Raw genomic sequence first — 12,190 nt, 5'->3', positions numbered from 1 at the left:
ATCGACGGCGTACATCGCGCCATTGTAGGAGCAGCCTTGTGCTGCGAATGGGGCGCGAAGCGCCCCCAGCCTTATTCCTGCAGTGGCAGGGTAGCCTGCTGACGCAGGGTAGCCCCCAGGAAGTACGCCGGCGCGCGCAGGCGCGACAGCATCATCAGCACGATCCCCAGCACCGAGATGATCGCGGCGATCACGAACACCAGCCCCAGCCCGCCCACATGCGAGCCGCTGCCGAAGTCCGGCGAGGCGCTGTCGATGGCGGTACGCACGAAGATCACCGACAAGATCACCCCACCCACCAGCGGGCACAAGCCGCGCATCAGGAAGTGGCGCAGGCTGTCGAACAGGCTGTGGCGGAAGTACCAGACACAGGCGAAGGCCGTCAGCGAATAGTAGAAGCAGATCATCATGCCCAGTGCAGTGATGGTATCCGCCAACACGTTCTCGCTCAGGGTGCGCATGGTCACGTAGAACAGGCCCGCAGCCACACCAGCGCAGATGGTGGCGTAACGCGGGGTCTGCGAACGAGGGCAGACGCTGGCGAACTTCTGCGGCACCGCACCGTAGTAACCCATGGCCAACAGGGTGCGCGCCGGCGACACGAAGGTCGACTGCAGCGACGCCGCGGTGCTGGCCAGCACGGCGATGGACATCAGGATCGCCAGCGGCCCCATGACCGGACCGGCCAGGTGGGCGAAGACGTTTTCCTGGATGCGCGGGTTGTTCAGGCCCAGGCCTTGTTCGCTGATACCGGCAAACTGCAGGGTGGCAATCGCGGTGAACAGGTACAGGCCGAGGATCAGCAGCACGGTCCAGGTGGCCGCCTTGCCCGGCACCTCGTCACTGCCGACCGATTCCTCGCTGACAGTCAGGCACACGTCCCAGCCCCAGAAGATGAAGATCGACAGCGACAGCCCGGCGGCAAAGGCCGAGAACGATTCGACGCCGAACGGGTTGAACCAGGCGAAATCGAATTCCAGCGGTGGCGGCGCGGTGGTTTCGCCGAAAGCGGCAAAGGCAAAGCCGATCAGCACCAGCAACTGCAGGGCCACCAAGCCATATTGCACCGTCATGGTGGTAGTCATGCCGCGGCAGCAGATCCACACCGCCAGGGCGATGAACACGCAACAGGTGGTTATGTTGATGAGCAGGTTGTCGGCCAAGGCCGCCAGTTCATGCTTGCCGGTGATCTGACCAAGGAACAGGTAGAAGAAGTCGACCGCCACCCCTGCCAGGTTCGACAACACGATGGTGGTGGCGACCACCAGGCCCCAGCCACCGATCCAGCCGATCATCGGGCCGAAGGCACGCGCCGACCAGGTAAACGAAGTACCGCTGTCCGGCTCCGCCGAGTTCAGTTCGCGGTAGCCCAAGGCCACCAGCAGCATCGGCAGGAAGCCGACGATGAACACCGCCGGCAGGTGCGCGCCCACTTCACGCACGGTCGGGCCAAGGGCACCGGTAAGGGTGTAGACCGGGGCGATAGTGGAAATGCCCAGCACCACGCTGGCCAGCAAGCCCAGCCGGCCGGTGGCCAGGCCCTTGCTGCGCTGGGTGTTGCCCGCGTCGGCCGCCACGTCGGGTGGGCGGCCGGCTTCTGTGTAATTGCTCATGAGTATTTGCCGTAAATTTTGGAATTGTTTTCACAGGCCTTGCGTACAAGGCCCGCTTTCACTCATTGAAAGCTTGCTGCCGGGAACAAGTCATCCGAGACCTTCGGGTGACGTCAGAATGCCTCCTGCCGTGCGCCCTCCCGTGTTGCGTAGGCAATGCAGGCCTCGCGAAACGCCTGGAACAGGCGCAGCGAGACCGGGTTTTCGGTAAATCGCCACTCCGGGTGCCACTGCACGCCAAGCACAAAGCCCGGCGCCGCAGGCATGGACACCGCTTCGATCAGGCCATCCGGGGCCCGTGCCTCGACGCGCAGGCCCGGGGCCAGGCGGTCGATGCCCTGGCTGTGCAGCGAGTTGACCTCGAACTGCGCCGCCAGGCCCAGGCGCTCGAACAACCCGCCAGGCTCGATGCCGACAAGGTGACGAGGGCCGTATTGCACCTCCAGGGGTGCGTCCTCAGGTTCACGGTGGTCAAGGTAGCCGGGCAGTTCCTGCACGCGCTGGTGCAGGCTGCCGCCCAGGGCCACGTTCAATTCCTGGTAGCCACGGCAGATACAGAACACCGGCACACCGGCGGCAATGGCCGCCTGCAACAACGGCAGGGTCAGGCGATCGCGTGCCAGATCGTGCCGGGTACCCGCCGCGCTGGGGGCGCCATTGTAATGATGCGGTTCGATATTTGAAGGTGAGCCGGTAAAAACAATGCCGTGCAGACGGGCCAGCAGCGCCTGCGTGTCGCTGCCCCCGTCACGGGCCGGCAGGATCAATGGCAAGCCGGCAAAGCCGGCCGCCTCGACATACTTGTCGCCTACCGTATGCGACGAGTTCTTCCCCACCTGCTGGCGGCAGGCGCTGACACCGATCAAGGGGACCGCATTTGCGCTCATGGGCTTACACCGTGTGCAGGTACCAGTTGTACTCGAGGTCGGAAATCGACACTTCGAACTCGGCCAGTTCGCTTTCCTTGCAGGCCACGAAGATATCGATGTAGTCCGGGCTGATGTATTGGTTGAGGACTTCGCTGTCGTCCAGCGCGCGCAGGGCATCGCGGAGGTTGTTCGGCAGGCTCTGCTCCAGCTGTTCGTAGGAGTTGCCTTCGATCGGTGCCTGCGGCTCGACCTGGTTGGTCAGGCCGTGGTGAACACCGGCGAGGATCGCCGCGAGCATCAGGTAGGGGTTGGCGTCGGCACCGGCCACGCGGTGCTCGAGGCGCACGTTGTCGCTGCTGTCGGTGGGCACGCGCACTGCCACGGTACGGTTGTCCAGGCCCCAACTTGGCGCATTGGGCACGTAGAACTGCGCGCCGAAGCGGCGGTAGGAGTTGATGTTCGGGCAGAGGAAGGCCATCGACGCCGGCATGGTCTCCAGCACACCACCGATGGCATGGCGCAGCGCGTCGCTTTGCAGCGGGTCGTCGCTGGCGAAGATGTTCTTGCCGGTTTTCTTGTCCAGCAACGAAATGTGCACGTGCAGGCCATTGCCTGCCTGGCCTGGGTAGGGCTTGGCCATGAAGGTGGTGTCCATTTCATGGTCGTAGGCAACGTTCTTGATCAGGCGCTTGAGCAGGATCGCGTAGTCGCAGGCCTTCAGCGGGTCGGCAACATGATGCAGGTTGACCTCGAACTGCGCCGGGGCGCTTTCCTTGACGATGGCGTCGGCGGGCAGGCCTTGTTCCTTGGCCGCTTCGAGCATGTCCTGCAGGCAGTCGGCATATTCATCTAGGTCGTCGATCAGGTACACCTGGGTCGACTGCGGGCGCTTGCCGGAAATCGGCGAGCGCGGCGGCTGCGGGCGACCGTTGAGGTTGTCCTGGTCGATCAGGTAGAACTCCAGCTCGAACGCGGCGCAGATATCCAGGCCCAGGTCATCGAACTTGCTCACCACCTGGCGCAGTACTTCGCGCGGGTCGGCGAAGAACGGCTGGCCATCCAGTTCGTGCATGGTCATCAGCAGCTGGGCGGTGGGGCGCTTCTGCCACGGCTCGTCCGACAGTGTGCCGGGGATCGGGAAGCAGATGCGGTCGGCATCGCCGATGTCCAGGCCAAGGCCGGTGCTCTCGACGGTGGACCCGTTGATGTCCAGGGCGAACAGCGATGCCGGCAGGTTGATGCCCTTCTCGTACACCTTGTGCAGGCTGGCCCGCTCGATGCGCTTGCCACGTACCACGCCGTTCATGTCGGAGATCAGCAGGTCGACGTACTGCGTGTCCGGATGGGCCTGGAGGAAGTCATTCATCTCGCTGGAAGAACTGGCGCACGGGGTTACCGACGTCATGGCTGTACATCCTTTGATTTGCTGCGGCGATGTGGGGGATACGGCTGGCGCCTCACGGGCGACGATGGTTGCAGCTGTTGTTCTTTTCACTTTCCCATCGTGGGGATTGGTTACCCGACCGGGCGCATTGATTCCCGGGGGCCGTTTCACTATAAAATGGCCAAAACGCAACAGACATTGGCAATTCGGCAAGCAGAGCGTGCACCAATGCAATATCAGATTACCCATGCCGACCTCTCCCTGGTCCTGGCCCTGGAACGTGGCCGCTCGCTGGCCAAGGCTGCCGAGTTGCTCAAGGTCGATGTTTCGACGGTGTTCCGCTCGATCCGCCGGCTGGAGTCGGCGCTGGGCACAGCCTTGTTCGTCAAGAGCCGCAAAGGCTACCTGCCGACCGACACCGCCCAGGCCCTGGCCGAGCAGGCCGAACGCGCCGAGCAGGCGCTGGAGGCGGCGCGCATCGCCATGACCAGTGGCGAGCAGGTGGTCAGCGGCACCGTGCGCCTGACCTGTACCGAGGCGGTGATGCACAGCCTGCTGCTGCCGGCGCTGGCCGAGTTCATGCCCAACTACCCGGCCTTGTCGCTGGAGATGGGCACCTCCAATACCTTCGCCAACCTCAGCCGGCGCGATGCCGACATTGCCCTGCGCCTGACCAACACGCCGCCGGAGCACCTGGTGGGCCGCAACCTGGGGTCCACCTCCTACGTGGTCTGCGGACAGCCGCAGTGGCGCGAGCGCCTGGCCGAGTCACCTGCCAGCGTGCCGTGGATCGCCCCCGACGACTCGATGCAGGACCACCCCACGGTGGTCTGGCGCAACCAGCAGCACCCGGGTTTGAGCCCGCGCTACCAGTGCAGCGGCATGTCGACCATCGCCCAGCTGGTCACGGCCGGGCTCGGCGTGGCAGCGTTGCCGGACTACATGGTGCACGCGCTGCCCGGGGTGGATGCGCTGAGCGGACCGCTGCCGGGTTGCGACACCCAGCTGTGGCTGCTGACCCGGCCGGACTGCCGGGCGTTGCGCTCGGTGCAGACCCTGTTCGAGGAGCTGACCCCGCGGTTGCGTGACGCGATGCTCTGAGGTTATCGTCAGGTTCATGTATAGAGGGTGTCTGTTCCGGCCCTTTCGCGGGCACGCCCGCTCCCACAGGTAAAGCGGCGGCGGTGAGAATTGTGCAGGACTTGTGGGAGCGGGCGTGCCCGCGAAGAACTCCACACCGATCTACCTGACAAAACAGCGCTTCCCTATTGGCTGGTGATTTTTTAAACTATCGAGTCCGCCTGCCCATTATTGGGCTGCACGCCCACCGCAATTGCTACTGAGGAAGACCATGGCCCGCGTAACTGTTGAAGACTGCCTGGAACACGTGGATAACCGCTTTGAGCTGGTCATGCTCTCGACCAAGCGCGCTCGCCAGCTGGCGACCGGCGGCAAAGAGCCACGCGTTGCGTGGGAAAACGACAAGCCGACCGTTGTTGCCCTGCGTGAAATCGCCGAAGGCATCGTCACCAACGAGTTCATCGCCGCTGAAGAGATCGTCACCGAGGATCCGGTGTTCGCCGCGTTCGAGGACGAGAACAACGAGGCTGTCTGATTGATGCCAGGTCGACGTCGCACGGCGCAAGGCCCCCTTCCTCGGCAGGAGGTGAACCCATGCCGGGTATAGAAGCCTTGGCCGAACGGCTGTCGACCTATCTTGGCCCCGAACAGGTCAACCTGGTCCGGCGCGCCTATTTCTACGCCGAACAGGCCCACGATGGGCAGCGCCGCCGCAGTGGCGAGCCTTACGTGACCCACCCGCTGGCCGTGGCCAGCATCCTCGCCGACATGCACATGGACCATCAGAGCCTGATGGCGGCCATGCTGCACGACGTGATCGAAGATACCGGCATCGCCAAGGAAGCCCTCAGCCAGCAGTTTGGCGAGACCGTGGCCGAACTGGTCGATGGGGTCAGCAAGCTGACCCAGATGAACTTCGAGACCAAGGCCGAGGCGCAGGCCGAAAACTTCCAGAAAATGGCCATGGCCATGGCCCGCGACATCCGCGTGATCCTGGTCAAGCTGGCCGACCGCCTGCACAACATGCGCACCCTGGAAGTGCTGTCCGGCGAGAAACGCCGGCGCATCGCCAAGGAAACCCTCGAGATCTACGCCCCCATCGCCAACCGCCTGGGCATGCACACCGTGCGCGTGGAGTTCGAGGACCTCGGCTTCAAGGCCATGCACCCGATGCGTTCGTCGCTGATCCACCGTGCGGTGAAAAGCGCTCGCGGCAACCGCAAGGAGATCGTCGCCAAGATCGAGCATTCGCTGGCCAACTGCCTGGCCGCCGACGGCATCGAGGGCGAGGTCAGCGGGCGGCAGAAACACCTCTATGGCATCTACAAGAAGATGCGCGGCAAGCGCCGCGCCTTCAACGAGATCATGGACGTGTACGCCTTCCGCATCGTCGTCGACAAGGTCGACACCTGCTACCGCGTACTCGGTGCGGTGCACAACCTGTACAAGCCGCTGCCCGGTCGCTTCAAGGATTACATCGCGATCCCCAAGGCCAACGGCTACCAGTCGTTGCACACCACGCTGTTCGGCATGCACGGCGTGCCCATCGAAATCCAGATCCGCACCCGCGAGATGGAAGAGATGGCCAACAACGGCATCGCCGCGCACTGGCTGTACAAATCCAACGACGACGAGCAGCCCAAGGGCAGCCACGCCCGCGCCCGCCAGTGGGTCAAGGGCATCCTCGAGCTGCAGCAACGTGCCGGCAACTCGCTGGAATTCATCGAAAGCGTGAAGATCGACCTGTTCCCGGACGAGGTCTACGTGTTCACGCCCAAAGGCCGCATCATGGAGCTGCCCAAAGGCTCCACGGCGGTCGACTTCGCCTACGCGGTGCACACCGACGTCGGCAACAGTTGCATCGCCTGCCGCATCAACCGCCGCCTGGCGCCGCTGTCCGAACCGCTGCAAAGCGGCTCGACGGTGGAAATCGTCAGCGCCCCGGGCGCACGGCCGAACCCGGCCTGGCTCAACTTCGTGGTTACCGGCAAGGCGCGCACGCACATCCGCCACGCGCTCAAGCAACAGCGCCGCTCCGAGTCCATCAGCCTGGGCGAACGCCTGCTGAACAAGGTGCTCACCGGCTTCGACAGCAGCCTGGAGATGATCCCCCAGGAGCGTATCCAGGCGATTCTCGCCGAGTACCGCCTGGAGCTGATCGAAGACCTGCTCGAAGACATCGGCCTGGGCAACCGCATGGCCTACGTGGTCGCGCGCCGCCTGCTGTCGGCCGAGGGCGAGCAGTTGCCGGCACCGGAAGGCCCGCTGGCGATCCGCGGTACCGAAGGCCTGGTGCTGAGCTACGCCAAGTGCTGCACGCCGATCCCGGGCGACCCGATCGTCGGCCATCTGTCAGCCGGCAAGGGCATGGTCGTGCACCTGGAAAACTGCCGCAACATCAGTGAAATCCGCCACAACCCGGAGAAGTGCGTACAGCTCTCCTGGGCCAAGGACATCACCGGTGAATTCAATGTCGAGTTGCGTGTCGAACTGGAGCACCAGCGCGGCCTGATTGCCCTGCTGGCCAGCAGTGTCAACGCCGCCGACGGCAACATCGAGAAGATCAGCATGGACGAACGCGACGGCCGTATCAGCGTGGTCCAACTGGTGGTCAGCGTGCACGACCGCGTGCACCTGGCGCGTGTGATCAAGAAGCTGCGTACCCTGACCGGTGTGGTCCGCATCACCCGCATGCGTACGTAGTCCGCCAACCGCAAGGAGTCATCATGAGCAAGACCGTCATCAACAGCGACAAGGCCCCTGCCGCCATCGGCACCTACTCGCAGGCGATCAAGGCCGGCAACACCGTGTACATGTCGGGCCAGATCCCGCTGGACCCGAAGACCATGGAGCTGGTCGAAGGCTTCGAAGCCCAGACCGTACAGGTGTTCGAGAACCTCAAGGCCGTGGCTGAAGCCGCTGGCGGTTCGTTCAAGGACATCGTCAAGCTGAACATCTTCCTCACCGACCTGAGCCACTTCGCCAAGGTCAACGAGGTGATGGGCCGCTACTTCGAGCAGCCTTACCCGGCCCGCGCCGCCATCGGCGTTGCCGCACTGCCGAAAGGCTCCCAGGTCGAAATGGACGCCATCCTGGTCATCGAATGATGCCCCCGGTGACGGGCGCCCTGCCCGTCACCTTCCCTTCTCTGCAAGGTTACCCCGTCATGCGTCAAGCACTGCCCCTCGCGCTGGCAGCCCTGCTTCTGGGCGGCTGCGCCAGCCACAAACCCGAAGATTTCAACGGCACCTGGATCAACCAGGACGCCATCAATGCGGCCGTCAAGGGCGGCAGCCTGCGTCAGGCGCTCAATGAGCACGGGCCGGTGTTCGAGTGGAAGCTCGACGTCGCCAGCCAACAGGCCAGCTACAGCAATGGCTTCGAAGCGGCCGACGGCCAGCTGAGCGCCACCGACAAGCAATGGCAGGCCAGCTTCCAGGGTGGCCAGACCGAACAGCTGTCGCTCGATGGCGACGAACTGCAGGCGGTCGATCAAAGCGGCGGCAAGCAGACCTTCGTGCGCGCCAAAGCACCGGCGGCGACCAATGCGCCACTGGGCAGCAGCTTCGAGAAAGCCCTGTACCAGGCCTATCTGGGCGGTAACTGGAAGATCATCGAAGGCCAGGGTAAAGGTGCCAGCGTGCGCTTCGGCGACACCGGCAACGTCACCGGCCTGCCAGGGCCAGACCGTTTCGCCCTGTGCCTGGCGGGTGATTGCGCGACCATGGGTGGCAGCAATGACAGCCTGTGGCTGGAGCGCAACCAGCGTGGCGCGCCGTTCATCCTCAAGCGCGATGGCGACAAGCTGGAGATCTTCCAGGCGGTGAACCGCGCACAGCCGGATGAAATGCCAGTGTTGGCGGCCGGCAAGCGCCAGTGGGTGCTGGAACTGGACTGAAAACCTGCACGGTCCCTGTAGGAGCGGCCTTGTGTCGCGATGGGCCGCGCAGCGGCCCCGGCATTCTAAGCGGCGACGCTGAAATCCTGTGAAATCCTGGGGCCGCTGCGCGCCCCATCGCGACACAAGGCCGCTCCTACAGGGGGTCGCATCAGGCCTGAGGCTGGTTTTTACCCTCGAGGATGGCCGCATAGCCTTCCCTGTAACTCGGATATACCGGCGCCCAGCCCAACGCCCGCGCCCGGGCATTACTGCAGCGCTTGCTGCCGGTACGCCGCACTCGCTGCTCATCCGACCACTCGGTTACCCCCATGTACGCCCGCAGCCAGGCCACCACATCGGCCAGCGGCGCCGGGTCGTCGTCGACGCCGATGTAGCAATCGTCGAGCACCTTGCCGTCGGCATCGGCCTGCAACAGGAACGCCAACAGGCTGGCGGCATCCTCGGCATGGATGCGGTTGCCATACAGCGGTGGCTCCTCGGCCACGCGGTAGCCCTGGCGCACCTGACTGAGCAGCCACTCGCGGCCGGGGCCATAGATGCCGGTCAGGCGCACCACACTGGCCGGGATGCCGCTGGCCAGCGCCAGCCGCTCAGCCTCCAGCATCAACCGCCCGGAATAACCTTCAGGCTCGGTGGCCGCGCCTTCTTCGATCCACTCGCCGTCCTTCTGTGCATACACGCTGCTGCTGGACACGAACAGCAGGCGCCGTGGGCGTTGGCCGCGCTCGGCCAGCCAGGCCAGCACATGGCGCAAACCGTCGACATAGGCTGCCTGGTAACCCGCCTCGTCGTGCTGGCTGGCCGCCACGCAATACACCAGGTAGTCCGGCGCGCGCTGCGGCCAGGCGTCGGGGATCGATGGCTCGGACAAGTCCGCCGCCACCGGCACGACCCCCGCAGGCAACTGCCCGACCGAGCGACGCAGGCCGCTCACCTGCCAGCCGCGCGCAAGCATCTGCCGGGCAAGACGCCCGCCTACATCACCACATCCCACCACCATCACGGAAAGGTCTGACATCTCTAAACTCCTAGACCAATTGATCAGCCTGACCACGCTACACGATGGATGGCTAGACCATAGGCGAAAAAAGCAACAAGATTACTTTTGTTAACAAGAATTACTTGCAATAATGGCCGCCAAATTGTTCTCGGCCTACCTCGAGGCCTTGGAGAACGTTCACTTTATTCTTCATCAGGTCCGGCCAGCATGACACGTACTCAACCTTCCGCTTCGCCAACCCCGTCGCGCGCCTGGCGCGCCATCGCCGCGCTGACGCTCAGCCTGGTGCTGGCCCCGGTGGCCATGGCCGATGAGCCAACCGCCAATGCTGCCGCGCCTGCTGCCGCTACCGCACCAGCTGCGCCGGCCGCTGCCCCAGCCGCAGCACCGGCTGCCGACGCAGTTGCCGCCACCCCGGTTGATGCCCCGGTCGCGGTAGACCCGAGCGTCGAAGCCCTGGTGGAAGACACCTCGCTGGGCATGGCCCACGACCTGTCCCCATGGGGCATGTACAAGAACGCCGACGTGGTGGTCAAGGCGGTGATGATCGGCCTGGCCATCGCCTCCATCATCACCTGGACCATCTGGATCGCCAAAGGCTTCGAGCTGATGGGCGCCAAGCGTCGCCTGCGTGGTGAAATTGCCCTGCTGAAGAAATCCGCCAGCCTCAAGGAAGCCAGCGACGTTTCCAACAAGGAAGGCACCCTGGCCCACACCTTGGTCCACGACGCCCTCGAAGAGATGCGCCTGTCGGCCAACGCCCGCGAAAAAGAAGGCATCAAGGAGCGCGTCAGCTTCCGCCTGGAGCGCCTGGTACACGCCAGCGGCCGCACCATGAGCAGCGGCACCGGCGTACTCGCCACCATCGGCTCCACTGCGCCATTCGTCGGCCTGTTCGGTACCGTATGGGGCATCATGAACAGCTTCATCGGCATCGCCAAGACCCAGACCACCAACCTGGCCGTGGTTGCCCCGGGTATCGCCGAGGCCCTGCTGGCCACCGCCCTGGGCCTGGTCGCCGCAATCCCGGCCGTGGTCATCTACAACGTCTTCGCCCGCTCCATCGCCGGCTACAAGGCCCAGGTGTCCGACGCCTCCGCCCAGGTGCTGCTGCTGGTCAGCCGTGACCTGGACCACCAGGGCAGCGAGCGCGCCGCCCCGCACATGGTGAAAGTGGGGTAAGCCATGGGCCTGCATCTCAACGAAGGTGGCGACGACCTCGCCGAAAACCACGAAATCAACGTTACGCCGTTCATCGACGTGATGCTGGTGCTGCTGATCATCTTCATGGTCGCAGCCCCCTTGGCCACGGTCGACATCAAGGTCGACCTGCCGGCTTCGACCGCCAAGCCGGCGCCGAGGCCCGAGAAGCCGGTGTTCGTCAGCGTCAAGGCCGACCAGAAGCTGTACGTCGGTGACGATCAGGTCCCTGCCCCCGACCAGCTTGGCCCGATGCTCGATGCCAAGACCAAGGGCGACAAGGAAACCACCATCTTCTTCCAGGCTGACAAAGGCGTGGATTACGGTGACCTGATGGAAGTGATGAACAACATGCGCGCGGCCGGCTACCTGAAAGTCGGTCTGGTAGGTCTCGAGACGGCAGCCAAGAAATGACAAAAACGCGCTCTAACATGGCGCGCTACGGTGGCAGCCTGGCGATCGTGCTGGGCGTGCACGTGGTCGCCGTGCTGCTGACGCTCAACTGGTCGGTGCCCCAGGCCATCGAACTGCCACCGGCAGCCATGATGGTCGAGCTGGCGCCATTGCCGGAGCCTGCGCCACCACCGCCACCGAAAGCGGCGCCGCAGCCACCGGCGCCGGTCGAGGAACCGCCGCTGCCGAAGCTGGCCGAGGCACCCAAGCCCAAGATCGCCATTCCCAAGCCGCCCAAGCCGAAGGCCAAGCCACAGCCGCCCAAGCCCGAGAAAAAGCCTGAGCCGCCGAAGGAAGCACCGCCGACCGAACAAACGGTAGACGCACCGCCCAGCAACACGCCGCCGCAGAAGTCCGCGGCACCGGCGCCGAGCATTGCGTCCAACAGCAACGCCCTGCCGACCTGGCAGAGCGACCTGCTGCGTCACCTGGCCAAGTACAAGCGTTACCCGGAAGACGCGCGCCGTCGCGGTCTGCAGGGCATCAACCGCCTGCGCTTCGTGGTCGACGCCGAAGGCAAGGTGGTGTCGTACTCCATGGCCGGTGGCTCGGGTAGTGCCGCCCTGGACCGGGCGACCCTGGAAATGATCCGTCGGGCCGGCACGGTACCCAAGCCGCCACCCGAGTTGCTGAACAATGGCACGATCGAAGTCGTGGCACCGTTCGTCTACTCGCTGGACCGCCGCTGAG

General features: G+C 64.5%; 12 protein-coding genes. 8 read left to right on the top strand and 4 right to left on the bottom strand.

Going from position 1 to position 12,190, the window contains the following annotated elements; genetic code table 11:
• Positions 1-71: 71 nt before the first annotated feature.
• The 3 genes from ABIB24_RS10155 to ABIB24_RS10145 form a co-directional block, all read right to left on the bottom strand.
• Positions 72-1,613, bottom strand: a complete 1,542-nt coding sequence (locus ABIB24_RS10155; protein WP_013974795.1) for an APC family permease — start codon at positions 1,611-1,613, stop codon at positions 72-74.
• A 113-nt stretch (positions 1,614-1,726) separates the two neighbouring features.
• Positions 1,727-2,500, bottom strand: coding sequence for a gamma-glutamyl-gamma-aminobutyrate hydrolase family protein (locus ABIB24_RS10150; protein ID WP_046613698.1), 774 nt, complete (start codon positions 2,498-2,500; stop codon positions 1,727-1,729).
• Positions 2,501-2,504: 4 nt separating this feature from the next.
• The gene (locus tag ABIB24_RS10145) at positions 2,505-3,887 is read right to left on the bottom strand and encodes a glutamine synthetase family protein (RefSeq protein ID WP_015272334.1); all 1,383 of its coding nucleotides are present in this window, start codon (positions 3,885-3,887) and stop codon (positions 2,505-2,507) included.
• 207 nt (positions 3,888-4,094) lie between these two features.
• Between ABIB24_RS10145 and ABIB24_RS10140 the strand changes: the two genes are divergently transcribed.
• From ABIB24_RS10140 to ABIB24_RS10120, 5 genes are all read left to right on the top strand, one after another.
• Positions 4,095-4,967: a LysR family transcriptional regulator gene (locus ABIB24_RS10140; protein ID WP_013974798.1), complete on the top strand. Its 873-nt coding sequence runs from the start codon at positions 4,095-4,097 to the stop codon at positions 4,965-4,967.
• A 250-nt stretch (positions 4,968-5,217) separates the two neighbouring features.
• Entirely contained in the window at positions 5,218-5,481 is a 264-nt protein-coding gene (gene rpoZ, locus ABIB24_RS10135) for a DNA-directed RNA polymerase subunit omega (RefSeq protein ID WP_003253383.1), read from the top strand.
• A gap of 59 nt (positions 5,482-5,540) precedes the next feature.
• Positions 5,541-7,649, top strand: coding sequence for a bifunctional GTP diphosphokinase/guanosine-3',5'-bis pyrophosphate 3'-pyrophosphohydrolase (gene spoT, locus ABIB24_RS10130; RefSeq protein ID WP_013974799.1), 2,109 nt, complete (start codon positions 5,541-5,543; stop codon positions 7,647-7,649).
• 23 nt (positions 7,650-7,672) lie between these two features.
• Positions 7,673-8,053: a deaminase RidA gene (gene ridA / locus ABIB24_RS10125; RefSeq protein WP_003253379.1), complete on the top strand. Its 381-nt coding sequence runs from the start codon at positions 7,673-7,675 to the stop codon at positions 8,051-8,053.
• 59 nt (positions 8,054-8,112) lie between these two features.
• A complete protein-coding gene (locus tag ABIB24_RS10120; RefSeq protein WP_274078283.1) occupies positions 8,113-8,844 on the top strand; it encodes a hypothetical protein in 732 nt (243 codons plus the stop codon).
• 151 nt (positions 8,845-8,995) lie between these two features.
• On the opposite strand, the gene ABIB24_RS10115 is transcribed toward ABIB24_RS10120, so the two are convergent.
• Complete coding sequence (locus ABIB24_RS10115) at positions 8,996-9,865, bottom strand: SDR family oxidoreductase (RefSeq protein WP_274078284.1); 870 nt, start codon at positions 9,863-9,865, stop codon at positions 8,996-8,998.
• A 189-nt stretch (positions 9,866-10,054) separates the two neighbouring features.
• Here ABIB24_RS10115 and exbB point away from each other — a divergent pair, with 189 nt between their 5' ends.
• Genes exbB through ABIB24_RS10100 form a run of 3 tightly spaced genes read left to right on the top strand, consistent with a single transcriptional unit; the run spans position 10,055 to position 12,189 of the window.
• Positions 10,055-11,029, top strand: a complete 975-nt coding sequence (gene exbB, locus ABIB24_RS10110) for a tonB-system energizer ExbB (protein WP_274078285.1) — start codon at positions 10,055-10,057, stop codon at positions 11,027-11,029.
• 3 nt (positions 11,030-11,032) lie between these two features.
• On the top strand, positions 11,033-11,461 hold the full coding sequence (gene exbD / locus ABIB24_RS10105; RefSeq protein WP_013974803.1) for a TonB system transport protein ExbD: 429 nt from the start codon (positions 11,033-11,035) through the stop codon (positions 11,459-11,461).
• Positions 11,458-12,189 carry an energy transducer TonB gene (locus tag ABIB24_RS10100; RefSeq protein WP_016489831.1) on the top strand — a complete coding sequence of 244 codons (732 nt, stop codon included), beginning with the start codon at positions 11,458-11,460 and terminating at the stop codon, positions 12,187-12,189. The genes exbD and ABIB24_RS10100 overlap by 4 nt, the downstream gene beginning before the upstream one ends.
• Position 12,190 lies beyond the last annotated feature (1 nt).

The sequence above is a fragment of the Pseudomonas sp. UYEF17 genome (assembly GCF_040546125.1).
Taxonomy (GTDB): Bacteria; Pseudomonadota; Gammaproteobacteria; order Pseudomonadales; family Pseudomonadaceae; genus Aquipseudomonas; species Aquipseudomonas putida_Z.
The sequence above is the reverse complement of the archived record's forward strand: the minus strand, read 5'-3'. Positions and strand labels throughout refer to the sequence as shown.

Excerpts from the sequence above, each read along its gene's own strand:
- ABIB24_RS10155 (WP_013974795.1), bottom strand. The coding sequence starts at position 1,613 with ATGAGCAATTACACAGAAGCCGGCCGCCCACCCGACGTGGCGGCCGAC.
- ABIB24_RS10150 (WP_046613698.1), bottom strand. The coding sequence starts at position 2,500 with ATGAGCGCAAATGCGGTCCCCTTGATCGGTGTCAGCGCCTGCCGCCAG.
- ABIB24_RS10145 (WP_015272334.1), bottom strand. The coding sequence starts at position 3,887 with ATGACGTCGGTAACCCCGTGCGCCAGTTCTTCCAGCGAGATGAATGAC.
- ABIB24_RS10140 (WP_013974798.1), top strand. The coding sequence starts at position 4,095 with ATGCAATATCAGATTACCCATGCCGACCTCTCCCTGGTCCTGGCCCTG.
- rpoZ (WP_003253383.1), top strand. The coding sequence starts at position 5,218 with ATGGCCCGCGTAACTGTTGAAGACTGCCTGGAACACGTGGATAACCGC.
- spoT (WP_013974799.1), top strand. The coding sequence starts at position 5,541 with ATGCCGGGTATAGAAGCCTTGGCCGAACGGCTGTCGACCTATCTTGGC.
- ridA (WP_003253379.1), top strand. The coding sequence starts at position 7,673 with ATGAGCAAGACCGTCATCAACAGCGACAAGGCCCCTGCCGCCATCGGC.
- ABIB24_RS10120 (WP_274078283.1), top strand. The coding sequence starts at position 8,113 with ATGCGTCAAGCACTGCCCCTCGCGCTGGCAGCCCTGCTTCTGGGCGGC.
- ABIB24_RS10115 (WP_274078284.1), bottom strand. The coding sequence starts at position 9,865 with ATGTCAGACCTTTCCGTGATGGTGGTGGGATGTGGTGATGTAGGCGGG.
- exbB (WP_274078285.1), top strand. The coding sequence starts at position 10,055 with ATGACACGTACTCAACCTTCCGCTTCGCCAACCCCGTCGCGCGCCTGG.
- exbD (WP_013974803.1), top strand. The coding sequence starts at position 11,033 with ATGGGCCTGCATCTCAACGAAGGTGGCGACGACCTCGCCGAAAACCAC.
- ABIB24_RS10100 (WP_016489831.1), top strand. The coding sequence starts at position 11,458 with ATGACAAAAACGCGCTCTAACATGGCGCGCTACGGTGGCAGCCTGGCG.